The 24,632-nt window shown below is 65.6% G+C and carries 15 protein-coding genes and 2 pseudogenes; 11 read left to right on the forward strand and 6 right to left on the reverse strand.

From position 1 onward, the window contains the following. The 3 genes from RKE40_RS14505 to RKE40_RS14515 all read right to left on the reverse strand — a co-directional run. Positions 1-4,085 (reverse strand): Ig-like domain-containing protein (locus RKE40_RS14505; protein WP_316018943.1); only part of this gene is annotated, 4,085 nt, incomplete at its 3' end. A 123-nt stretch (positions 4,086-4,208) separates the two neighbouring features. Further along, complete coding sequence (locus RKE40_RS14510; protein WP_316018944.1) at positions 4,209-5,054, reverse strand: DeoR/GlpR family DNA-binding transcription regulator; 846 nt, start codon at positions 5,052-5,054, stop codon at positions 4,209-4,211. Between the two features lie 466 nt (positions 5,055-5,520). Beyond that, positions 5,521-7,581, reverse strand: coding sequence for an ATP-dependent helicase (locus RKE40_RS14515; protein WP_316018945.1), 2,061 nt, complete (start codon positions 7,579-7,581; stop codon positions 5,521-5,523). A 319-nt stretch (positions 7,582-7,900) separates the two neighbouring features. Here RKE40_RS14515 and RKE40_RS14520 point away from each other — a divergent pair, with 319 nt between their 5' ends. The 4 genes and pseudogenes from RKE40_RS14520 to RKE40_RS14535 all read left to right on the forward strand — a co-directional run bounded on the left by RKE40_RS14520 (position 7,901) and on the right by RKE40_RS14535 (position 11,346). Continuing rightward, positions 7,901-9,823: a hybrid sensor histidine kinase/response regulator gene (locus tag RKE40_RS14520; protein WP_316018946.1), complete on the forward strand. Its 1,923-nt coding sequence runs from the start codon at positions 7,901-7,903 to the stop codon at positions 9,821-9,823. A 208-nt stretch (positions 9,824-10,031) separates the two neighbouring features. Next, positions 10,032-10,360, forward strand: a pseudogene (locus RKE40_RS14525) (pyridoxamine 5'-phosphate oxidase family protein). 102 nt (positions 10,361-10,462) lie between these two features. Next, positions 10,463-10,932: pseudogene (locus tag RKE40_RS14530) on the forward strand (DUF1810 domain-containing protein). A gap of 195 nt (positions 10,933-11,127) precedes the next feature. Next, positions 11,128-11,346 (forward strand): hypothetical protein, encoded by a 219-nt coding sequence (locus RKE40_RS14535; RefSeq protein WP_316018947.1) that lies wholly within the window; start codon positions 11,128-11,130, stop codon positions 11,344-11,346. 120 nt (positions 11,347-11,466) lie between these two features. Here RKE40_RS14535 and RKE40_RS14540 read toward each other — a convergent pair whose 3' ends face one another. Further along, on the reverse strand, positions 11,467-13,335 hold the full coding sequence (locus RKE40_RS14540) for an ABC transporter ATP-binding protein (RefSeq protein ID WP_316018948.1): 1,869 nt from the start codon (positions 13,333-13,335) through the stop codon (positions 11,467-11,469). Positions 13,336-13,711: 376 nt separating this feature from the next. On the opposite strand from RKE40_RS14540, the gene RKE40_RS14545 reads away from it, so the two are divergent. From RKE40_RS14545 to RKE40_RS14570, 6 genes are all read left to right on the forward strand, one after another. Next, positions 13,712-15,340 (forward strand): N-acyl-D-amino-acid deacylase family protein, encoded by a 1,629-nt coding sequence (locus tag RKE40_RS14545; RefSeq protein ID WP_316019008.1) that lies wholly within the window; start codon positions 13,712-13,714, stop codon positions 15,338-15,340. Between the two features lie 62 nt (positions 15,341-15,402). Next, a complete protein-coding gene (locus RKE40_RS14550) occupies positions 15,403-16,917 on the forward strand; it encodes an ABC transporter substrate-binding protein (protein WP_316018949.1) in 1,515 nt (504 codons plus the stop codon). Positions 16,918-16,948: 31 nt separating this feature from the next. Next, positions 16,949-18,256: a hypothetical protein gene (locus RKE40_RS14555; protein ID WP_316018950.1), complete on the forward strand. Its 1,308-nt coding sequence runs from the start codon at positions 16,949-16,951 to the stop codon at positions 18,254-18,256. A gap of 2 nt (positions 18,257-18,258) precedes the next feature. After that, positions 18,259-19,125 carry an ABC transporter permease gene (locus tag RKE40_RS14560; RefSeq protein ID WP_316019009.1) on the forward strand — a complete coding sequence of 289 codons (867 nt, stop codon included), beginning with the start codon at positions 18,259-18,261 and terminating at the stop codon, positions 19,123-19,125. A 3-nt stretch (positions 19,126-19,128) separates the two neighbouring features. Next, the gene (gene thrC / locus RKE40_RS14565; RefSeq protein ID WP_316018951.1) at positions 19,129-20,319 is read left to right on the forward strand and encodes a threonine synthase; all 1,191 of its coding nucleotides are present in this window, start codon (positions 19,129-19,131) and stop codon (positions 20,317-20,319) included. Then, the gene (locus tag RKE40_RS14570) at positions 20,319-21,260 is read left to right on the forward strand and encodes an ABC transporter permease (protein WP_316018952.1); all 942 of its coding nucleotides are present in this window, start codon (positions 20,319-20,321) and stop codon (positions 21,258-21,260) included. The genes thrC and RKE40_RS14570 overlap by 1 nt, the downstream gene beginning before the upstream one ends. A gap of 469 nt (positions 21,261-21,729) precedes the next feature. On the opposite strand, the gene RKE40_RS14575 is transcribed toward RKE40_RS14570, so the two are convergent. Continuing rightward, complete coding sequence (locus RKE40_RS14575) at positions 21,730-21,873, reverse strand: hypothetical protein (RefSeq protein ID WP_316018953.1); 144 nt, start codon at positions 21,871-21,873, stop codon at positions 21,730-21,732. A gap of 74 nt (positions 21,874-21,947) precedes the next feature. Further along, positions 21,948-22,832: a LysR family transcriptional regulator gene (locus tag RKE40_RS14580; protein ID WP_316018954.1), complete on the reverse strand. Its 885-nt coding sequence runs from the start codon at positions 22,830-22,832 to the stop codon at positions 21,948-21,950. Positions 22,833-23,064: 232 nt separating this feature from the next. Here RKE40_RS14580 and RKE40_RS14585 point away from each other — a divergent pair, with 232 nt between their 5' ends. Then, positions 23,065-24,624: an ABC transporter substrate-binding protein gene (locus tag RKE40_RS14585; RefSeq protein WP_316018955.1), complete on the forward strand. Its 1,560-nt coding sequence runs from the start codon at positions 23,065-23,067 to the stop codon at positions 24,622-24,624. Positions 24,625-24,632 lie beyond the last annotated feature (8 nt).

A 24,632-nucleotide genomic window follows, 5' to 3' on the forward strand; every position in this document is an offset into this window, starting at 1 on the left:
CCGGCGCCGCCCTTGAGGACGTCGTCGCCATCCTCGCCATGCAGCTCGTCATCGCCGTCGCCGCCATCGACCACGTCGTTGCCCGCTCCGGCCTGAACCAGATCGTCGCCCGCACCGGCCAGGATCACATCGTCGCCGACCGTCCCGACAAGCGCGTCATCGCCGGGCGTGCCAACCGGGACGTAAGGCGCGACCGTGACGCTTACGGTCGCGCTGGCAGTGCCGCCCTTGCCGTCCGAGACGGTGTAGGCGAACGAGGCCTCGCCGGAGAAGCCGTCGGCCGGGGTGAAGACGATCCGGCCCTCAGCATCGAGCACGACGCTGCCGCCGATGCCGGCCACCACCGACTGGATCACCAGCGTGTCGCCGTCCGCGTCGCTGTCATTGGCGAGCAGCGCCGCCGGGTCGATGACCAGAGCCGCGCCATACGCCGTGCCGAGCCCGGCATCGTCTCCCGCAACCGGAGCCGCGTTCGGCGGGTTGATGGTCAGGCTGACCGTCGCCTCGCTGGTGCCGCCGCGCCCGTCTGTCACCTGCACGGTGAAGCTGTCCTCGCCAGTGAAGCCGTTGGCCGGCGTGTAGCGATAGGTGCCGTCCGTGTAGACGAAGACCGTGCCATGCGCCGCGCCCTGCTTGAGGCTGAAGATCAGCGCCGAGCCGGCATCCGGATCCGACGCCGCGACCTGGCCGGTGACCAGGGTGTCCATCAGGCCGACGGCCTCGCCGCTGGTCGCCGTCGGAGCGTGGTTCACCGGCAGCGTGTCACCGGCATCGGCGATCTTGACGAAGTGGACATCGTCGAGCGCCACGCCCGCGCCCCAGGAGTCCTTGACGCCGGTATCCATGAATTCCAGCCGGTTGGAGCCGTTGCCGGAGCCGCCCTTCACCTCGAAGCTCAGCGTCGTCCAGCTCGCGCCGGTCTGCGGCGGCAGGCCGTCGAAGATGACCTCGCCATTCCACAGCACGATGATGCCGTCATCATAGCGCCCGGTGTCGGAGTCCGAGAGCGAGAAGCTGACCCGATAGGTCGCGCCGGTTTCCGCCAGCGAGATCGTCTGGCCGATCTTGTTGCGGGCCGACTGGCCGGCACCGTCCATGTCGATCCAGATCCGGCCATCCTTGGCGACGACGCCGCCATAATTGTCGAGGTGCTGCTCGATGCGCTTGAAGTTGACATTGGTCCAGCCGAGGATCTGGCCGTCCAGGTTCCGGTAACCCCAGTCGGAGCCGCCATTGTAGTTGCCGGACTCGCTGACGTCCTCGAAGCTGCCGTTGATGATGAGATCGGTGCCGATCGCCACCGAGGAGGTCGAGGACTTGACCGTCAGATCGAAGGTCGCAGTGTCCTTGCCGCCACGCCCGTCATCCACCAGGAAGGTGAAGCTGTCCGTGCCGCTGAAGCCGGCATTGGGCGTGTAGCGATAGGTGCCGTCCGTATAGACGAAGACGGTGCCGTTGGCCGGACCTGTGGCGAGGCTGTAGATCAGCGCGGTGCCGGCGTCCTGATCCGAGGCGGACAGCGCGCCGGTGAATACGGTGTCCTTCATGCCCTCGGCCTGACCGTCGGCCGCCACCGGAGCCTGGTTCGCCGGCAGGCTGTCGCCGACATTGGCGATCTTGACGAAGCGGACGTCGTCGAGCGCCGCACCGGCGCCCCAGGAATCCGAGACGCCCTTGTCGATGAACTCGAGCCGGTTCTTGCCGTCACCGGAGCCGCCCTTCACCTCGAAGCTCAGCGTCGTCCAGCTCGCGCTGGTCTGCGGCGGCAGGCCGTCGAAGATGACCTCGCCATTCCACAGCACCTTGACGCCATCGTCGAAATTCGTCCGGTCGGAGTCGGAGAGCGAGAAGCTCACCCGATAGGTCGCTCCGGTCTCGACATGAGCGATCGACTGGCCGATCCGGTCGACGGTCGTGCCCGTCTGCGAATGGTCCATGTCGATCCAGATCCGGCCGTCCTTGGCGACGACGCCGCCGTAATTGTCCCAGTGCTGCTCGATGCGCTTGTTGTTGACGTTGGTCCAGCCGAGAATCTGGCCGTCCGGATTGCGGTAGCCCCAGTCATTGGGGCCGTTATTGCCGGAGGATTCGCTGAGGTCCTCGAAGCTGCCGTTGACCATGAGATCGGTGCCGAGAAGGACGCCCTGCGCGACGGTGAAGTTGACGACGGACTCGACGATGCCGCCATGCCCGTCATTCACCAGATAGCTGAAGCTGTCGGCGCCGATGAATCCGGCCGCCGGGGTGTAGCGGTAGCTGCCGTCGGCATTGAACACGAGCGTGCCATTGGCGGGCCCGTCGCCGAGGCGGTAGGTCAGCGCATCGCCATTGGCGTCGGTGGCCACGACCTTGCCGCTGAACGGGACCTCCTGGCTGATGACGAGGTCGATCTCCTGGGTCTCGGGCGCGACATTGCCTGGCACCGGCATGACCGGATCGGCGATCTTGACGAGACGCAGGTCGGCCAGCGTCGCGCCGAAGCTCTCGCCCGCGCCTTCGAAGACGAGGTCGTTCGAGCCATCGCCGGTTCCGCCGGTGACCATGAAGTGGAACTTGCCGCCGGTCGGGGAGGGGACGCCCTCATAGACCACCTGGCCGCCCCAGAGCACGCGCACGCCATCTTCGCCCATCGGCAGGTCGGCGAGCGAGAAGCTCAGGCGATAGACCGCTCCGGTTTCGACGCTGTCGATATCGTAGGACAGGGTGCCCTCGGGGAAATCGCCGGCGGCGACCAGATCGGTGCCGACCACCACCGACGACGGGATGGCGAAGGCGGGTGCGTTGTCGAGCACGCCCTGAAGCTCCGGTAGCACCGCCGCAACCTCGGCGTCCGTGCCCTCCACGGCCAGGGCCGCGAGTTCGGCGCCGGTCAGCGTGAAGCCGTCGGCGGTCGTGATCGAGGCCGGCTGATGCGCGGGATCGACGCCATCAAGCAGGACGATCGCATCGCTGCCCGCACGGATGATCAGGTTGTTGCCGCTGCGGATGACGCTGAACCCGGCCGGGGCGATGCCGTCGAAGAGGATCGTGCTGGTGCTGTCGAGAGAGATCAGGTCGATGCCGTCGCCGGCACGGAAGACGATCTGGTCGCCCGTCGCGACGATGACATCGTTGCCGGCGCCGCCGACGAGAATGTCCGAGCCGGTGCCGCCGGCGAGGTAGTCGCTGCCGGAGCCGCCGAAGAGCTTGTCGTCACCGGCGCCGCCGAAGAGCAGGTCCCTGCCGGCATCGCCATAGAGAACGTCGTCACCCAGGCCGCCGCGGACGATGTCGTCACCCGACATGGCATAGATGACGTCCTTGCCCGTGCCGCCGTTGATCTCGTTGCCCTGGTCGGTGCCGTAGGCGACCTCGGCATTGTTCAGGAGCTTCTCGAGGGCCGGACGGGCGAGCTGTGTGTTGTCGTTGATGATGCCGTCCACGCCGAGGTTGAGCGCGTTGCGGACGTCGTTCTCGTTGCCCGCGACGGTCCAGCCATTGACCTTGAGGCCGGCGGCCTGGGCGGCCGCGACCGTCTCGGCGGTGATCAGCGCCATCTGGGGCGCGAGGCCGTCGAGCTCGCCCATGGAACCCTGCGGGCTCGTCGCGTTCGCGATCTTGGCGTCGGTGATGTTGTCCGTCAGCCAGACCAGCGGGAAATCGACCTGGTACTTGTTGTCCATCAGGTCGCGGAGGACCTTGTGGTCGGTCGCGAAGGTCTGGAAGACGATCCGCTCGGGATCGGCGAAGTCGGCAGCGACGAGGTTCGAGAGCATGGCGTCGTAGGTCGCGTGGCCCGAGCTCTTGGTCTCGACCAGGATGCCGAGCTTGCGGCCGGTCTCGATTTCCATGCGCTTGGTCAGCGCGATGATTTGCTCGAAGGTGATGACGCCCGGCACCAGTGCGCGCACCTCGGCCAGCGTCATGTTCGCGATGCCGCCGGGAAGGTCGTCGTGATAGCTGACCAGCGCGCCGTCCTTGGTCAGGCGAAGGTCGATCTCGATGAAATCGGCGCCGTATTTGAAGGCCCACTCATAGGCCTCGGTCTCGTTGTCGGTATAGGGGTTGGTGCCGCGATGGGCGTAAAGAACGGGCTGGTCAGCCATGGCTCATCTCCAGAAACAGGCAATAGTCGATCGTTCCCGGCAGCGGGATCGCTGCGGGCATGCGTGAAGAACGGTGCTTGATGGCGAGCCGCGCCCGCCGGGGCGCGGTCTCTTCTCGTCGGGCTACGGCCTCACGGCCGCCTCCGCGCTGTTGACGAACTGGACGCCGGACTCGTCCAGCATCTGCCGGATGGCCCCCGGCGGCTCCGTGTCGCAGAACACCGCGGTGACCTGGTCGATGCGCCCGCCATGGACATGGGCCGGGCGCGTGAACTTCGAGGAATCGAGGACGAGATAGGATCTGCGGCAGTTGCGCAGCATCGCCTCGCGGGCGCGGACCTCCTCCTCCGAAAAGTCGAGCAGGGAACCGTCCTCATCGATGCCACCGACGCCAAAGATCGCGATATCGACCTTGTAGGAGGCGAAGAAGGCGTCGACCGTCGCGCCGCAGACGTCGAGATCGCCGCCGCGCACGGTGCCGCCGGCGATCGCCAGCGAGAAATCCGAGTTTTGGCCGACCATCACTGCAAGCGGCAGGTTGTTGGTCACGATCTTGAGCTGCCGGTGCGCAAGCAAGGCCTCGGCAACGAATTGCGTGGTGGTGCCGATACCCAGCGAGATCGACTCGCCGTCTGCGACCCGGCCGGCGACGGCGGCGGCGATGGCCTGCTTGGCTTCACGATGCAGCACGCGCCGATCCTTGAAGGTGAGGTTTCCGCTCCGGGCGAGGCTCTCGATGCCGCCATGACGCCGTCTGGCGACGCCCTGATCGCAGAGGGCGACGAGGTCGCGGCGGATCGTCTGCGTGGCGACCGCGAAATGCGTGGCCAGCTCTTCGACGCTGATGAAGTCCCGGCTGCGCAGCATTTCGGCGATCGCCATCTGCCGCCCGTCGGAGCCCAGCGCAATGTTCATATGAATGCCGTTCGTGTTCATATGACTGCGATAGCGCTGCTCCATGACGCTCATGCGACAGTTAATCGTTTCTGAAGGTCGACTCTAAAAAAGAATCGACGAAGTCTTGCGAGCCTTCGGGAGCAATAAAAATATTCGACGAGGGGAAATACTGAGGCGGCAAACATGCCGGGTCTAGGATAGGATTGTGAGCCGGATCAGATTTGTCTTGAAGGGGTGGCTTCGAAACGTTCGGCCAAGTTATCGGCGTCGGGGAGCGTAAGGAGGCCCGAAGAAGCTCTTGCAAAGTCCATTCGCGGCCGCTGTGAGCGAATTGTCCGGGGGGTCACCGGCTCATCCGAACTTCGCTTGAATTCATGCGCGGTACAGGGATGCCTTCGGACCATGAAACCGCGGCGGTGATCGCGCCGCTGACGGTCAGCTGCATCTCGGCGACGGAGCCGCCTGCATCTCCTGGGCTGGTGTTAGAATCGCTCTGGCCCCGTCTGGAGGCGCCTTGATCGTCTCCCAGCAATCGACTTTAGCGCCACATGCCTCGCATCTTGGCGCGGACGTCGATCTTGGGCCCGGTCGACGCGGGGCGTCCGGCCTGAGGCGCCACCTGCGGCCAGGCTCGATTCCCGAAATGCTTCAGCAGGTTGTTGGGGATGAAGCGCGTGCGCGCGGCGTAGACGTGCCTGTCGCCGATGGAGGACTGGCCGTGCGTGAAGAAGCGCTGCGGCACCATCAGGTGCAGATCGTCCTTGGCCCGGGTCATGGCGACATAGAGCAGGCGCCGCTCTTCCTCGATTTCATCCTTTGAGCCGGCACCCAGGTCGATCGGAATACAGCCGTCGACGACGTTCATGACGAACACCGATTTCCATTCCTGCCCCTTGGCCGAATGGATGGTCGAGAGGATCAGGTAGTCTTCGTCGAGATGCGGCACACCGGCCTGATCACTCGTCGCATCCGGCGGGTCGAGCGTCAGCTCGGTGAGGAAGCGTTCGCGCGAGGGGTAGCCGCCGGCGATCTGCTCGAGCTGCAGGAGATCGGCCTGCCGTGTCGTCGCGTCTTCATGGATGCGCTCCAGCTGCGGCTCGTACCAGAGCCGCGCCCGCTCGATCTCGGCCGGCCAGCCCGACCTGCCCGAACGCAGCTCCTCGACGGTCTCGACGAACGAAACCCAGTCCGATCCGGCGCGGGCGGGAGCGGGAGCCTCGCGCAGGGCTTCTGCGCCATCAGGCGCCTGCGCCAAGTGCTCGATGACGCGCTGGGCCGAGGTCGGCCCGACGCCGGGCAGGAGTTGCATCACGCGGAAGGCCGAGACGCGGTCGCGCGGGTTTTCGACGAAGCGCAGCAGCGCCAGCAGGTCCTTGACGTGTGCCGCGTCGAGGAACTTCAGCCCACCGAACTTGACGAACGGGATGTTGCGGCGCGTCAGTTCGACCTCGAGCGGGCCGCTATGGTGCGAGGCGCGAAACAGCACGGCCTGCTGCTTGAGTGTCGTTCCAGCCTCGCGGTTCTCCAGCACCGTCTCGGCGATAAAGCTGGCCTGGTCGGCCTCGTCCCGGACATTGACCAGTTCGGGCGCCGCACCGGCGGCTCGGTCAGTCCAGAGGTTCTTGGTGAAGCGCTCGGCGGCGAGGTCGATCACCGCATTCGCGGCCGAGAGGATAGCCTGCGTCGAGCGATAGTTCTGATCGAGCGTGATGACCTCGGCCGGCGGCGAGAAGGCAAGCGGAAAGTCCAGGATGTTGCGGACGGTCGCGGCGCGGAAGGAATAGATCGACTGCGCGTCGTCGCCGACCACCGTCAGCCCGCGCCCGTCCGGCTTGAGCGCCAGCAGGATCGACGACTGCAGCCGGTTGGTGTCCTGGTACTCGTCGACCATGATGTGATCGAAGCGCGAGCCGATGTCGGCAGCGAGATCGGCGTCGGTCATTGCCTGCGCCCAGTAGAGCAGAAGGTCGTCGTAATCGAGCACGTTCTGCTGCTGCTTCGCTTCCACATAGGCCGCGAAGAGCTGCTTCAGCTCGTCAGCCCAGCCGATGCACCAGGGATAGGACAGTCCTAGCACCTGCTCGATCGGCTGCTCGGCGTTCACGCAGCGCGAATAGATCGACAGGCAGGTTCCCTTGGTCGGAAAGCGCGTCTCGGTCTTGGAGAAGCCGAGTTCGTGCCGGACGAGGTTCATCAGGTCGGCCGCATCCTCGCGATCGTGGATCGTGAAGGCAGGGTCGAGACCGATCTGCTCGGCGAGGTCGCGCAGCAGCCTTGCCCCGACCCCGTGAAAAGTTCCGGCCCAATTGAGCGCGTCGACGGCGACGCCAGCTTGATCGCCCATCACCTTGCGCGCGATGCGCTCGACGCGACGCCGCATTTCGGATGCGGCGCGCCGCGAGAATGTCATCAAGAGGATGCGCCGCGGGTCGGCGCCGCAGACGAGCAGATGGGCGACGCGATGCGCCAGCGTGTTGGTTTTGCCCGAGCCTGCGCCGGCGATGATCAGAACCGGCGGGGCCGGCTCCGCGTCTCCGCCATGGGACACGGCCCGTCGCTGTGCCGGGTTGAGATTGTCGAGATAAACGTGGGCGTTCATGCGTGATTCGGCTTGCTGATGCTGCAGGGCAGCACGGACCAGACAGCCCGGCAATGCAAAATGACGACTGCGGCCTCCCGGGCGCAGGTGCCAAAAATGGGGAGCCGGGGCAGGTCGGACCTCGCGACCAGCGGACACCACTGCATCGATGCAGCAGCGACGTCGCCGTGCCCCCGCGCGCCTGCGCAGGCGGCCTCGCTCGCAGGTGCTCTCGGCCGTTCCAAGATCGGGCGGGAACCTTTCGCCTGCGGCGACGTTCACGGTCCTGATAAGCTATTGGGGGCCGTTCAAAGTGCCGGAAGTCGAAGCCCTTTCCCTGATGAGCGATCGCTACCGGTTGCTCGTCGAATCCGTCACCGATTATGCGATCTACCTGCTCACCCCGGACGGGCGCGTGGCGAGCTGGAACCCTGGCGCGCGGCGCTTCAAGGGCTACGACGACACGGAGATCATCGGCCAGTCCTTCGAGAACTTCTATACGCCCGAAGATCGCGCCTCGGGCCTGCCGCAGCGCGCGCTGCGCACCGCGGAGAGGGAGGGGCGCTTCGAAGCCGAGGGCTGGCGCGTGCGCAAGGACGGCACGCAGTTCTGGGCCCACGTCATCATCGATCCGATCTTCAATCCTGAAAGCCGGGGCGTGCTGGGATATGCCAAGATCACGCGGGACCTGACCGAAAGGCGGGAAGCCGAGCTGGCCTTGAAGCGCTCCGAGGAGCAGTTTCGCCTGCTCGTCCAGGGCGTGACCGACTACGCGATCTACATGCTCGACAAGGAGGGGCGCGTCACCAACTGGAACCTCGGCGCCGAACGGATCAAGGGCTATCGCCGCGAGGAGATCGTCGGCCGGCACTTCTCGATCTTCTACACGCCGGAGGATCGCGCGAACGGAGAGCCCGCCAAGGCGCTGGCGACAGCTTTCCACACCGGGAGCTTCGAGAAGGAGGGCTGGCGGCTGCGCAAGGACGGACGGCCCTTCTGGGCCCATGTCGTGATCGACCCGATCCGCGACGACAGTGGCGAGATCATCGGGTTCGCCAAGATCACCCGCGATCTGACCGACCGCCGCAAGGTCCAGGAAGAGCTGGAGAAATCGCAGCAGGCGCTCCTGCAGGCCCAGAAGATCGAGGCGATCGGACAGCTCACAGGCGGCATCGCGCACGATTTCAACAACCTGCTCACTGCAGTGGTCGGCAGCCTGGAACTGGTCAGCCGGCAGATCTCCGATCCGAGGCAGGCGAGCCTGATCGAAAACGCGATGAGCGGCGCCAAGCGAGGCGTACTGCTTACGCAGCGCATGCTGGCCTTTGCGCGCAAGCAGGAACTGGCGCTGCAGGCCGTGCCGCTCGACGCTCTGATCACCAGCCTGAAGGATCTGCTGCAACGCTCGATCGGGCCCCTGGTGCGGATCGAGACCGATTTTCCCGCTTCGCTGCCACCGGCCCGGGCGGATCAGAACCAGCTCGAGACAGCGCTCCTGAACCTCGTCCTGAATGCGCGCGATGCGATGCCCGATGGCGGGGTGGTGCGCATGGCGGGTCGATGCGAGACCGTGGCTTCTTCCAATTCCCATGGCCTGGCTGCCGGGGACTATCTTCGGATCTCGATCAGCGATTCCGGGACCGGCATGGACGCCGGGACTCTGGACAGGGCGATCGAGCCGTTCTTCACGACGAAGGGCGTCGGCAAAGGGACCGGGCTCGGCCTTTCGATGGTTCACGGCATGGCCGAGCAATCCGGGGGGCGCCTCGCAATCAGCAGCCTGGAAGGCCGGGGAACGACGGTGGAGATCTGGCTCCCGGCGGCGCGGCAGGCCGATTCCGCCGAGGCGCATCGCCTGCCGATGCCGTCCGAGCCGGCTGAGAAGCCGGCCGAACGCCTCAAGGTGCTGGCCGTGGACGATGACGCTCTCGTGCTGATGAACACCGTCGCGCTGCTGGAGGATCTGGGCCATGAGGTCGTCGAGGCCTCGTCGGCGAAGGAAGCGCTCGCGCTGCTCTCGAATGGCGAGCGCTTCGATCTGCTGATCACCGACCATGCCATGCCCGAGATCACCGGAGCTCAGCTGATCGCCGCCGTGTCGACGAGCTGGCCTGCGCTGCCGATCATCCTGGCGACCGGATATGCCGAGCTTCCTCGCGACATTCCAAGCAGCGTTGCCCGCCTCAGCAAACCGTTTTGGCAGGCGGATCTGGAAAAGGTGCTGGCGGCCGTGACCGCCAGCCGGATCCAGGATGCGGCCTAGGGCTCCCCGTCCTCCGACGAGGAGGCACGAGGGTGCCGGCAGCGACGTTCATCGATAATCCCGCAGCGTTCCGGGCGAACGGTTGGAACCTCCGGAACAGCCGAACGGTTGTGCATGGAACGACTCGGGATCGGAGCGCCAAGCCATGCCCACGCCGCAGGAACTGGAAGCGAGGCTCTGGAAAGCCTTGCGCTCCGACATGACGGTGATGCTGGGGCTGGCCAACCGGCAGGATCACCTGCTTCGGCCGATGACGGTGCAGATCGACGGTGAAGCCAACCATGGACCGCTCTGGATCTTCTCGGCCAGAGACACCGAGCTCGTCGAAGCGCTGTCGGGCGACGACGATGCGTTCATCTCGTTCGCTGGTACGAGCAAGGCAAGGACGACCCCAAGCTGGCGCTGCTGCGCTTCGATGTCGAGGAGGCGGAGGTCTGGGAGGACGAGTGGAGCTTGATTGCCGGCATCAAGCTGCTGCTCGGGATCGATCCCAAGAAGGACTATGCAAACAAGACGGCCAGGATGAAGCTGGACTGATCTTCGGAGGGCTACGGCGTTTCGATATGTCCGCTTTCCAGTCGCCCCACGCAAGGGAGCGGAGAAGTCGCCGGCCCGAGATGAACTGGACCTGGAACCGCGATGCAACCTGCTGCAAACGTCGCCCATGAGGAGCTGCCCTACGACCTCAGCCGCTTCGTCGCGGCGCAGGTCGACATGTTCGAAGACGCCCTGGCGGAGCTTCAGACGGGACGAAAACGCGGTCACTGGATGTGGTTCATCTTTCCACAGTTGCGAGGCTGGGCGTATCGGCGACGGCCCAGCATTTTGGCCTCGCGGGAATTGGCGAGGCGCGGGCCTATCTTGGCCATCCACTGCTGGGGCCCCGCTTGGCGGCCTCCGTCGAAGCCTTGCTGGGGCTGCGCGGGCGCACGTTGTCGCAGATCTTCGGTTCCCCCGACGACCTGAAGTTCGCCTCCTGCATGACCTTGTTCGCGGTCGCTTCGAACAGGCAAGATGACCCGTTTCGCAGGGCGCTCGCTCGCTATTGCGGCGGGCGGATGGATGCGCGCACCGAGAAGATGCTTGCCGGGTCGGCTCGCTCGGTTTGAGCGGCCCGTTCTGCTTGGTTCGCAGCCGGCTCGCGGCTGTCGGCGAGGTGCTGGTCGGCCGTGGTCGAAGCGAGCCGGTTATCCCGTGATTGCGCTTGCCGGAGGCGGTTGGCCTCGGCGGAGCTGTTGCGACTCGTCAACGGGCGGTTTGACCGCTAACTTGGTGCTCAGAGTTGCGTAGCGATGAGGTGTGTCATGCCTAACGCCGACGCCGTGACCATCACGACCTATGAAGAGCGCAAGACAGCAGTGCTGCGGGCTGCCAGGCTCATTTCATCCGGCAGGGGCTCCGACGAAGAGCGTGAGTTCGAGCAACTGACCGAGGCCATCGCGGATTTCGACATCCGTCAGGATGCCGAACCCTTCATCGAGATTCCGGCCGCGTTTGCGCAGTATCTCGGCAGCACGCATTAGCACTGGGTTCTCACCGAGCGTGGCCGATTGGAGATGTGCGGAACCGCGGATGCGGGCCCTCGGCCGCCTGAGGCTGGCGATGTCTCAGGGGAGGATCGCTGCCCGGCCGCCGAGATCGTCTCAGGCGGCCATCTCGGTCCGCTGGTCCTTTCGCTCCCATTCCTCGCCCCAGATCATCACGGCATGGCCGGGCGAGGCCTCGCGATATTGCCGGACCGGCGGGACATAGTCGGGCGCGCGGACTGGGCTCTTGATCTCGTCGTTCGAGACCGGCCGCTTCTCGTGGCGACGGGCCGGGTCGGCGACCGGCACCGCGGCCAGCAGCCGCTTGGTATAGGGGTGCTGGGGATTGCCGAAGATCGCCTCGCGCGGGCCGATCTCGACGATCTCGCCGAGATACATCACGGCGACCCGGTGGCTGACGCGCTCGACCACGGCCATGTCGTGGGAGATGAAGAGGTAGGCGAGCTTCATCCGCTCCTGCAGCTCGAGCATCAGGTTGATGACCTGGGCCTTCACCGAGACGTCGAGCGCCGAGACGGATTCGTCGGCAACGATCAACCGGGGCTCGACGGCAAGCGCGCGTGCGATGCAGATGCGCTGGCGCTGGCCGCCGGAGAATTCGTGCGGGAACCGGCTCGCCATATCCGGATGGAGGCCGACGCGCTGCAGCAGTTCGGCGACCTTGTCCTGGGCCTCGGAACGGGTCGCGAGCCTGTTGATCAGCAGGGGCTCGGCGATCGTAGTCCCGACATCCATGCGCGGATTCAGGCTGGCAAAGGGGTCCTGGAAGATCATCTGCATGCGGACCCGGCGCTCGCGCAGCGTCTTCTGGTCGAGTTTCAGCACGTCCTCGCCATCGAGCAGCACCGAGCCGGAGAGCGGCTCGATCAGGCGCATCACCGATCGCCCCGTGGTCGACTTGCCGCAGCCGGATTCTCCGACCAGCGCCAATGTCTCGCCGGGCTGAAGGCTGAACGAGACGTTCTCGACCGCATGCACCCGCCCCTTGACGCCGCCGAGGAGGCCGGAGCGGATCTCGAAGCGCGTGGTCAGCCCGTTGACTTCGAGCACCGGCCGCTCGCTCGTGGCTACGGTATCGGCCGTCTCGGTCGGAACGTCCGAGAGACCGGTCTTGCGATCGACCATCGGGAAACGCATCGGGCGCCGGACGCCTTCCATTGCGCCGAGCTTCGGCACGGCGGCGAGCAGCGAGCGCGTATAGGGGTGGGTCGGCCGGGTGAAGATGGCCTCGGTCGTGCTGGTCTCGACGGCCTCGCCATTGTACATGACCACAGTGCGATCGGCGATTTCGGCCACGACGCCCATGTCATGGGTGATGAAGAGGACGGACATGCCGTCCTCTTCCTGCAGCAGCTTGATCAGCTCGAGGATCTGCGCCTGGATCGTCACGTCGAGGGCCGTCGTCGCCTCGTCCGCGATCAGCAGTTTCGGCTTGCAGGCCAGCGCCATCGCGATCATCACGCGCTGACGCATGCCGCCGGAGAAGCGGTGCGGGTATTCATGGAAGCGCGATCTCGCAGCGGGTATGCGGACCTTTTCCAGAAGCCGGATGGTCTCCGCCTCGGCCTCGGAACGCGACAGGCCGCGGTGCATGACCAGCGCTTCGGCGATCTGGAAGCCGATCGGCAGCACCGGGTTGAGCGAGGTCATCGGCTCCTGGAAGATCATCGCGATCTCGTTGCCGCGGATACGGCGCATGTCCGCTTCCGGCAGCGTCAGCAGCTCCTTGCCCGAGAGCTTGATCGAGCCCTCGATCCTGCTCGATCCGGGCTGCGTCAGCCGCATCACCGAGAGGGCGGTGACGCTTTTCCCGGAGCCGGATTCGCCGACGACCGCCACCGTCTCCCGCGGCTTGATGTCGAACGAAATGCCCTTGACGACCTGACGCCACTGCCGCTCGACCCTGAAGGAGGTCACCAGATCGGAGACGGAAAGGACGGGTGCGCTGTCTTGCGTGCAATTCATCAAACGATATTCCTTCAGTCCAATTGTCGCCCCGCGAGCGTTCGGCTTGGCGTGCTTCGGCGGAGATTGTCGGGGGCGAGCCGGTCAGCTCCCGGTGCGATGGTCGATCAGCCTCACGTGCTTTGTTCCAGCGGATGAAATCGCCGGACAGGCGCGGGGGAGGCTTGCCCGCTGCCGTCGATCGGCCCGATGCCTGCGACGGGCGATGATGAACGATGCGCTTGCGCTGAGAACGGGGGTCGGGTCGTCGGCATAGCGGGCGGCGGCTTCCTCGCGGCGGCTCTCTGACTGGAGCTGGATCATGTTGACAGGATCGCCTGGCCGCGCCTAGTCTAATTTAGGACATTAACGGACATTTCTTTAAATCGTGACCCAGATGCTCGATCGCAAGTTCGTCAACGCGAAAATCATGGATGGTACCGGGGCGCCCTGGTTTCGGGGCGAGGTCGCCATCACCGAGGGGCGCATCGTCGATGTCGGCCGGACGGTGGCGGGCGAGGCCGCGGAGACGGTCGATCTCGGCGGGCGGGTCCTGGCACCGGGCTTCATCGACGTCCATACCCATGACGACCTCGCCGTCCTGCGCGATCCCTCCCACGCGCCCAAGCTGCTGCAGGGCGTCACCTCCGTCGTGCTCGGCAATTGCGGCTTCGGCGGCAGCCCTTCCACGCCGGAGCGGCATGAGGATCTCGTGCGCTATGTGACGCCGGTTCTCGGGCCGATGCCGTCCGGCGTCTGGCACGAATTCGGCCAGTATCTCGATACGCTCTCGACCTCTCCGAGCTCGGTGAACGCCGTCTCGCAGGTCGCGCATGGCGCGGTCCGGATCGCGGTCATGGGCTTCGAGAACCGTCCCGCGACCACGGCGGAGATCGAGCGCATGTGCGCGCTGGTCAGCGAAGCCATGCAGGCTGGCGCCATCGGCCTGTCGTTCGGGCTGCTCTATGCGCCGGGCTGTTACGCCGACCGGCGCGAGCTGGTCGCCGTCGCTTCGGCCGCAGCGCGGGCAGGCGGCATCCTGAACTGCCATATCCGCACGGAAGGCGACACGCTGCTCGACTCCCTCACCGAGGTGATGGACATCGCGGAGGCGGCCGGCGCGCCGCTCCATGTCAGCCACCTCAAGGTCGTCGGCAAGCGCAACTGGGGCACGATCGGCCGGGCCCTCGACCTGATCGCCGACAGGCGCGCGCGGGGGCTCGATGTCACCTGCGACATCTACACCTACACTGCCGGCAGCAGCACGCTGCTCTCCGTGCTTCCGCCCTGGGTTTCCGCCGGCGGCTCGGCCGATGTCATGGCCCGCCTTGCCGACCCGGCCGCGCGCGAGCGCATCCGCCGCGACATGGAAGGCAATCTCCCCGGCTGGGACAACTTCGCCGGCATGCTCGGCTGGGATCGCGTCGTGATCTCGGGCGTCGAGAGCGAGGCCAACAGGCGCCTCGAAGGCGTGAACATCGAGACCATCGCCGCCGAGCGGGGGCAGCAGCCGATCGACTGCATGCTCGACATCCTGCTCGAGGAAAACGCCCGGGTCACCATGATCCTGCACCAGATGTCGGAAGAGGACGTCAAGGCGGTGCTGCGCTCGGATTTCGCCATGGTCGGCTCGGACGGCATCCCGCTCGAGACCGGAAAGGTGCATCCGCGCCACTACGGCACCTTCCCGCGCATGCTCGCCCATTATGTCCGCAAGGAGCGGATCATGTCGGTGGAGGAGGCGGTCCGGAAGATGACCTCGGTCTCGGCCCGCCGCTTCGGCCTCGCCCAGCGCGGCCTGATCGCCGAGGGAGCCTGGGCCGATCTCGTGGTCTTCGACGCCGAGAAGATCCAGGACATCGCGACCTTCGAGGACCCGCGGCGCTATCCGGCCGGTCTGGACGGCATCTACGTCAACGGGCGCCTCGCGGCGCAGGGCGGCACCCCTTCGGCCGAGCGAGCCGGCAAGCTCATCCGGCACCGCTGCGCCTGCTGCGGGCCGCAAGACCAACTTGTCTGCAACTAAGAAAGAACTGGGAAGAGACGATGAAGATAGGGCGATTGACTGGCTGGCTCGTCGGAGCAGCCTTGGCCGCTTCGATGGGAGCCGCTGGCCTTCCGGCGGTTGCGCAGCAGCCGAAGCAGGGCGGTGTGCTGAACATCGCGATCACCGGCGAGCCCCCGACGCTCGACGCGCATCACTCGACGGCCTTCATCACCCAGTCGGTCGGCTGGCACATCTATGAGGGGCTGTTCACGCTGGACGGCAAGTACAATGCCGTTCCCATGCTGGCCGAGAGCGTTGCCTTCGACGAGAAGCGCAACACCTATGTCATCAAGCTGCGCGCCAACGTCCCCTTCCACGACGGCTCGATCCTCAATGCGGACGATGTCGTCGCCTCGCTCGGACGTTGGGGACGCAAGTCGAACTACGGCCGGCTGATGTTCAAGAACGTCGTCGAGCTGCGCAAGGTCGATGATCTCACCGTCGAGATCGCGCTCAAGGAGCCGTCTCCGGTGGTTCCGATGATGCTGGCCTTCCCGAACCAGCAGGCCGCGATCTACCCGAAGAGCGTCATCGAGAAGTACGGCGACAACGAGATCCGCAGCTATGTCGGCACCGGCCCGTTCCGCTTCAAGGAGCATGTCGCCGACCGTCATCTGAAGCTGGAGCGCTTCGCCAAATACGCGGCCGCCAGCGGCGAGCCCGACGGCATGGCCGGCCGGCGCGTGGCTCATTTCGACGAGCTGCGGCTGGTGCCGACCCCTGAGGTCTCGGTGCGCCTGGAGGGCGTCCAGACCGGGCTCTACGACATCGCGGATCAGGTGAGCCAGGACATGCTCCCGATGATCAAGATGTATCCGACGATCGAGCCCGTGGTGACCAAGCCCTATTGGTGGACCATGGCCGTCTTCAACAAGAAGCGGGCTCCGTTCAACGACCCGCGCGCCCGCCAGGCCTTCGTGCTCGGGCTCGACAACAAGCAGGTCATGGGCGCTGCCTTCGCCTCCGAGGACTTCTATCGTCTCGATCCAGGCATTCTCTTCCAGGAGCAGTCGCAGTGGTGGAGCAAGGCCGATGGCGGCGTCTACAACAAGCGTGACCTCGAGCGCGCCAAGACCCTGCTGAAGGAGTCCGGCTATACCGGGCAGCCGATCAAGTGGCTCACGACCCGTGAATACGACTTCATGTACAAGAACGCGCTCGTCGCGACCGAGCAGTTGAAGGCGGTCGGCTTCAACATCCAGCTGGAAGTCGTCGACTGGGCCACGATCGTCCAGCAGCGCAACAACCCGCAGGCCTACGACATCTTCAGCGGCGCGACGACCTTCACGCCGGATCCCGGTGTCTGGCCGTGCTTCGACCCGGCCTGGCCCGGCTTCTGGGAGGATTCCAAGAAGGATGAGCTGGTGCGCAAGCTGAACACCGAAATGGACGGCAAGAAGCGCTTCGGCGTCTGGGAGGAGCTGCAGACGCACTTCTGGGACCAGGCCCCGATGGCCAAGTTCGGTGACTTCTTCATCCTCGGCGTCAAGAACGTCGACGTGAAGAATGTCGCTGCGACACCGTTCCCGTTCTACTGGAACGCGTGGAAGCAGTGACAGGCCCCTGGTCCATCGAGGCGATCGCATCATGAGCAGGATCAAGATCGGCATCATCGGCAACGCTGAATTCAGCGAGCCGCTCGACCACGCCTTGCGCAGTGCCGATGCCGATCTCGATCTGCATGTTCGCCTCTACGAGGACCAGGACGAGGCCATCGGGCTGGCCCGCGAGCTGGAGGGGATCGTCGACGCGATCCTCTTCTCCGGGCCGGTTCCCTATCATCTGGCATTGGCCGAGGGCCCGCTTTCGGTCCCGGCCTCCTACGTCGTCTTCGACGAAGTCTCGCTCGTGAAGGCCTTCTTCGATCTCGTCCGGGCCGGTGTCGACCCTTCGACGATCAGCGTCGACACGATATCGGACGACATCATCGCCGATGTCAGCCGCGAGCTGAACATCGCCCTGGCCGGCATCAAGAGCATGCCGCTCCGGGAAGGGGGCGTTCACGACGACTTCACCGGCTTCCATATCCGGCACTATCGCGCCGGCAGCACGACCTATGCGCTGACCTGCCGCTCGCTGGTGCAGCGGGAGCTCGCCCAGCAGGGCGTTCCCTGCCACTTCATGTTCTGGACCAAGCATACGATCCTCAAGGCGCTCGACCTTCTCGTGTCGAACCTCCTGCAGCATCGCTATCGCGGCTCCCAGATCGCCATCGGCCTGCTGCGCGTGCGGACGCCCGAGTTCACGGGTTCGATCGCCGATGGCCGCCGCCATGCGCTGGAGCTCGAAACCTACCTGCTCGACTACAGCGAGAGCCTCGGCGTCAATCTGCTCGACATCGGCAATGGCCTGCACCTGTTCTACACGACCTACGGAGCCATCCGCCGGCAGACACAGGATTTCACGGCCGCGCCCGCGTTCTCAGCCTTTCCGCATCAAGGCTTCTCCTTCGAGATCGGCATCGGCACCGGTGTCAGCGCCGCCATTGCCGAAGAAGGCGCGCACAAGGCCCTGCATCAGGCCGAACAGACGGGCGCGGGCATCCATATCGTGCTCGATGGCAACCGGCTGATCGGCCCGCTCGGCCAAGGCAGGAGCCGGCTCATCCGGGTCGAGGATTCGCTGGTTCTGCAACTCGCGGACAAGACCGGAATCACGGCGGCCAATCTGGCGCGGATACTGGAGGCTGTCGGCGAGGACCGGTCGCGTGGCTACAGCGCCGTCGAACTGGCCGGCATCCTGAACACCACCTCGCGCACTGCCCGCCGCGTCCTCACAAAGCTTGCCGAAACCGGATTTGCCGCTCCGATCGGCGAAAGCGCCCCGATCGGCCATGGCCGCCCCTCCGCGATCTACAGGATTGATCTGCCAGTGCGAGAAGGAACCGCAGCATGAGCATGGCTGCCCAGGACACGGTCCATATCGAGCCGGCACGGCCGCGTTTTCTGTCCAAGCTCTTCGCCCGCTCCACCGTTGTCGTCGGGTCGCTGCTGATCGCGCTCGTCCTCGCCACGGCGCTCGCGGCCGACATCCTCGCGCCGGCGGATCCGAACGCCCTTGCGATCCAGAACCGCCTCAAGCCGCCGTCCGCGGTCCATCTGCTGGGGACGGACGAGTTCGGCCGGGATGTGCTGTCGCGCGTGATGCACGGCGCCCGGACCTCGCTCGTGATCGGCTGCGCCGTGGTCGTGCTTGCTGTCGGGCTCGGCTCGCTCCTCGGGCTGATCACCGGGTTCTTCTCCCGGGTCGACGCGGTCCTATCGCGGATTCTCGATGGCCTGATGTCGTTTCCCGGCATCGTGCTCGCGATCGCGATGGCCGGCGTGCTCGGCGCCAGCAGTTCGACCGTCATCATCGCGCTCGGCATCGTCTACATGCCGCGCGTCGCCCGCGTGGTCCGCAGCTCGGTGCTCGTCGTCAAGGAGCTGCCCTATGTCGAGGCCTGCATCGCGGTCGGCGGCAGCCGGCTCTACGCGCTCTTCCGGCATGTGCTGCCGAACGTCCTGTCGCCGATCATCATCCAGGCCTCCTTCATCTTCTCCTATGCGGTGCTCGGAGAGGCCGCGCTCAGCTTTCTCGGTGCCGGCGTGCCGCCGACGCAGCCGAGCTGGGGCAACATGCTGGCGGAATCGCGCGCCTTCGTCGTGATGGCCTGGTGGATGGCACTTTTCCCCGGGGTTGCAATCATGCTGACCGTTCTCGGCCTGAACCTGTTCGGCGACGGTCTGCGGGATGCACTCGATCCTAAGATGCAGGGACGCTGACCCATGAACACGATGAGCCTTTGCTGCGTCTCCTGCGGCGCCAACTATCCCGCCACGCTGCGCTATGCCTGCGATGCCTGCGGCGGCATCCTCGAAGTCGACCGCGGCGCCGAGACCGGTGAAGCCTGGGCGGCCGGGCTCGTCTCCCCGGCAGTGACGCTGGGCGAGGGGTGGACGCCGCTGCTGCAGGCCCGGCCGGGCTCGCTGGCCTCCGGCGGCGGCATGCTCTGGTTCAAGGACGAGACGCGCAACCCGAGCGGCTCCTTCAAGGATCGCCTGGTGAGTGCCGCGCTCACCACCGCACTAGCCTTCGGGTCGAAGGGGCTCGTCTGTGCCTCCAGCGGCAATGCGGGCGCCTCCGCGGCGGCCTATGCGGCACGCGCCGGCATTCCCGCCGTCATCCTCGTGCCGGAACGCACGCCGACCGAGAAGATGGCCCAGATCGCTGCCTATGGTGCGCTGCTCGTGAAAGTCGAGGGGCACTACAGCAATTCCTACGCGATGGCCCTGGCGGTCGCGCAGGAGACGGGCTTCGTCAACGTCACGACGACCTTCATCAACCCCTATGGCACCGACGCCCTGCGCCTGGTTGGCCACGAGCTGCATGCGCAGCTCGGCGACAGCGCGCCCGACTGGGTGGTGGTGCCGACCGGCTCAGGGCCGCTCGTCAAGGGCGTCGTCCAGGGTTTTGCTGACAAGGGCGGCCGCCTGCCGAAGATCCTGGCCGTGCAGGCCGAGGGCTGCGCGCCGATCGTCCGCGCCTTCGAGGACAACGCCGCCGCCGTCTCCGCCTGGGGGGAGCCGAAGACCATCGCCTCGGGGATTTCCGATCCGCTGATCGGCTATGAGCGCGACGGCACCTATACGCTCGATCTCGTGCGCCGGACCGGCGGCAAGGCGGTCGCGGTAACGGACGACCAGATCCGCAGTGCCATGCGGGCACTGGCCGCCGGCAACGGCATTTTTGCCGAACCGACGGGCGCGAGCTCGCTCGCCGCCGCTCTCAAGCTGATCGAAAGCGGCGAGATCGCTGCCGGCGAGCGCGTCGTCTGCATGGTCACCGGCCATGGCTTCAAGGATTTCGGAATCTACCGGCAGATGCCGGTGCACGAGATTCGGGTCGAGGCCGGAGCCCCCGCGAGCGTGATCACCCAGGCACTGGCGGGCATGGGACACTCGGGCGGGAACGACTGATGCTGCGCTACATCCTCCAGCGCGTGGTTCTGCTGCTGCCGAGCCTCTTCGTGCCGCTGTTCCTCGTCTTCATCCTGCTGCATCTGACGCCCGGTGACCCCGCGGCGGTGATGCTCGGTGCCGATGCGACGGCGGAGCGCATCGCGGCGCTGCGCGAGCAGCTCGGCCTGAACGAACCCTTCCTGGTCCAGCTCGGGGTCTGGCTACGCCAGATGCTGACGCTGGAACTCGGCGAGTCGATCTTCCTGCGCATCCCGGTGACGCAGGCGATCCTGCAGCGGGTCGAGCCGACGCTGATCCTGACGCTCTATGCGCTCGTCATCGCCGTCGCCATCGGCATGGTCTCCGGCGTGGTCTCGGCCGTCAACCGCAACGGCCCGGCCGATCAGGTCGCCATGGGACTGGCGATGCTCGGGGTCTCGATGCCGGAGTTCTGGTTCGGCCTGATGCTGATCCTGCTCTTCGCCGTCGAGTTCCGCTGGTTCCCCGTCGCCGGCTATATCCCGCTCGAACGCGGCTTCTGGCAGTGCCTGTGGTCGCTGACCCTGCCGGCGCTCTCGGTCGGCCTGGTCCAGGCTGCCTTCATCGCGCGGATCACCCGCTCGAGCATGCTCGACGTGCTGGGCGAGGATTTCATCCGGACGGCGCGTGCCAAGGGCCTCCCGGGCCATGTCGTCATCGCCCGGCACGCCCTGAAGAACGCCCTGATGCCGATCATCACGGCGATCGGCATCACCTTTGCCGTGCTGATGGGCGGTGCGATCGCCATCGAGATCGTCTTCAACATCCCCGGTGTCGGGCGGCTGCTGATCAATGCGGTTTCCCGGCGCGACTATCCGGTGATTCAGGGCATCGTGCTGTTCATGGCGCTGACCTTCATGATCGTGAACCTGCTCGTCGATGTGCTCTACAGCCTGGTGGACCCTCGCGTGGGCAAATAGCGGAGCGGCCGCGATCCGATTGGCAAGTCGCACGGCCGGATCAATCGATCCGCGTCTTCAGGGCGACTGCCGCGGCTTCGTCTCGGCGCCAGGGGCAGATGGGTCATCGCGAAGCCCACCACTGGCAGTGAGTTCGCCAGCAGCGTTGCCTCGACATGAAGGCCTCCTGTGGCCCCCATTTGGGGGCTGCAAGCGGCGTTCAGATTGACGACCGTTCCCCTGGGTAGCCGTGGGGGCGCTGAATGAAACGACCTGGGAAGGCGCTGTCGAGAATTCAGCAGAAGCTCAAAGCGAAGCGCGAACTCGCACAGAGAAGAATTCGGAAGGGTGTTACTCGCAGCAAGCTCGCATTGGTCGTCGCCAACGACATTCCCGGCAGGTGAACGGTTCCGCGAGCGAGTGCCAACCGCGCGATCTTAGGTGATGGGTTTAACCGTTTGTTTTATCTGATTTTAATCCGCAATCTTGCTTAGGGGAAATAGATCTCGGTCGGATCTATGCCGCCTTCGCTCATTTCTCGATCGGCCGCCAGCAGATGGCGGCGGGAACTCGACTGCACGCGCATCATCTTGTCCTGGCGGTCGAGTTCAATCCCAGCTGTGCCCGGACGCATTTCGAGCTCGCTCGGGCGACGGGCTCGCTGGCGAGTGTCTCGACGCTCCAGCGGGGTCTGCCCCGGACGGGCCGTCAGTTCATCGCGATCTCGCGGGCGAGATTGGCGAGATAGCCGCAGAGATCGGCGGATTCGGTGTTCCACCACATCGCGCAGAGATTGTGCGCGGGGATCGGCGGGTCGGCCTCAAGTACGCGCAGGGCAAGGTTCTCGCCGGAGAGATGGATCATCTCGCGCGGGATCATCGCTGCGCCGGTGCCGGCGCTGGCGAGGCGGGCGATCACGGTCAGCGGGTTGCAGGTGTTGAGACGATGCGGCTTCAGCCCGTGCGCGCCAAACCACATCTGGATGGTGGTGAACAGGCCGGATGGCGAGCTGTTGGTGAAGATCGGCAGGTCGACGAGGTTTTCCGGCGTCGCGACGTTGCCGGAAAAGGGCAGGCCGGCTCCGACAACCCAGACGAGGTCGATCAGCCAGAGCGGGGCGATGGTGACGCCCTCATGGGCGCGCGGCTGCGACAGGAAGGCGATGTCGATCGAGCGGTCGAGCAGCAGCTGCTCGAGCCGGGTGCTGAAATCGACGGTGACGTCGACCTGAAGCTCGGCATGGCGGCGCGCCAGTTGGGCCAGGAGATCGGGCAGGATCGCGGCGGCGAAGGAGTCGGCGGCGCCGATGCGCAATAGGCTCTTGCCGCGCAGGCCTTCCTTGCTGTGGCGCTGCACCTGCTCGGCATGGGCCAGCATGCGCTCGACATCGGCATAGATCGCGCTGCCCAGCGTCGTGGGGGAGGGGCGATAGTGCGAGCGGTCGAAAAGCTCGGCGCCCAGAATGCGCTCGAGCTCCTTGATGCGCAGGCTGACCGTCGGTTGCGACAGGTTGAGATGCTGGGCGGCGGCGCGGAATCCTCCCAGCCGGGCCACCCAATAGAATGCTTCCGCCTGGCCGAAAGTGTAGCGCACCGCTCCGGGACCATCTCGGCATGAGGGCCCGCATCCTGGAGAGCCGCGGAGCGGCGTCTCGAAGAGGGGGCCGGGGGATTGTCGACAGCTTACCAAACGATAGCGAAAGACAATCAAGCGGCAAGCACTTCCTATTTTTATTCGCCGCCTCAGCGCTCTAGCTTTCCCATGTTCGGCGCGGCGCCGGTCTCCGGCGCCGCCAAGGCATTGCCATAAAACAAGGGGGACTCCGATGCTGACCGTGCCGACAAATCGCCGCGCGTTTCTCGCAGCCGCAGCGGGCGGCGCCTTGGGCGGCCTTTTGCCCGCGAGCCTGCTCCACGCCCAACCGAACGCCGGCAAGACGCTGACCATCGTCCTGCCGAGCAATCCGATCACCATCGATCCGATAAACCAGCTCAATCACGATGCGATGGTCCTCGGACAGACCGTGTTCGAGAACCTGGTCGAATACGATATCGACGGCGTGCTGAAGCCGCAGCTGGCCAAGGCGCTGCCGGTGATCTCTGCGGACAAGAAGACCTACACCTTCGAGCTGCGCGACGACGTCACCTTCCACAACGGCAAGAAGATGACGGCGGAGGATGTGAAATACTCCTTCGACTACCTGCTCGACCCCGCGAACAAGGCGGCGCGGCGCTCGCTGTTCACCAGGATCACCAAGGTCACGGTGCTCGACCCGCTGAAGGTCCAGTTCGAGCTGTCGGAGCCCTATGGCCCCTGGCTCTATTTCCTGACGAAATACATGGGCATCTACCCCGCGGGGTCGCGCAAGGAGCATGGCGACGACTATTTCAAGTCGAAGCCCGCCGGCGTCGGCACCGGCTTCGGCGTCTTCGAGGAGTGGAAGCCGAACGACTATATCAGCTTCAGGAAGAACCCGAACTATTGGCGCAAGGGCCTGCCGCACTGGGACCGGCTCGTCGTCAAGATGATCCCGGAGGATGCGACCCGCGTCGCCTATCTTCTCACCGGGCAGGTCGACCTGATCAGCGCCCCACCGCCGCGTGAATTCAACAGGCTGAAGACGATGCCGGGCGTCACCGGTGCCTCGCGCCCAACGCTGGGCGGCGCGCTGCTGATGTACACCAACAACCTGAAGGCGCCGTTCGACGATGTGAACTTCCGCAAGGCGGTGTCGGCCGCGATCGACCGCAAGACGATCGGCGAGAAGGTCTATTACGGGCTGCTCGATGCGTCCTCAGTGCCGGCGCCGGCGCGCGGCTGGTGGTTCAACGCCGAGGCCGACAAGGAGCTCGGCTTCGATCTCGAAAAGGCGAAGGCCCTTCTCGCCAAGTCGAAATACGCTACCGGCGCCGAGTTCGACCTCAGCATCCAGGCCGAACCCTATCTGCTCGACACCAAGGATGCGGCGATTTTCGTGCAGGCGCAGCTCGCCAAGATCGGCATCAAGGTCAATCTCAAGGTCTACGAGTTCTCGGTGCTGATCCAGCAGGCGATCCGCGGCGAGCATCAGGCGGCGCTGCAGGTCTTCATGTCGCCGGGCGAGCCGAGCTACATCATGCAGGTCTGCCTGACGCCGGAGCAGGTGCTGTCCAAGAGCACCGGCTACAACAATCCCGAGTTCAACCAGACGCTGGCGGCCGCCTTCGCCGAGACGGAAGAAGCCAAGCTCAAGGAGCTTTACGGCAAGCTGCAGTCGCTCGCCGCCCGCGACGCGCCGCTCGGCGTGCTCGGCTATGTCCATGCCTCCAATCTCTGGCGGCAGACGCTCCAGGACGTGAAGGTCAACCAGGGCCTGACCATCGCGCCCGGCGAGATCAAGGTCTGAGCGAGCCC

Source organism: Allobosea rubneri (assembly GCF_032464875.1).
Taxonomy (GTDB): domain Bacteria; phylum Pseudomonadota; class Alphaproteobacteria; order Rhizobiales; family Beijerinckiaceae; genus Allobosea; species Allobosea rubneri.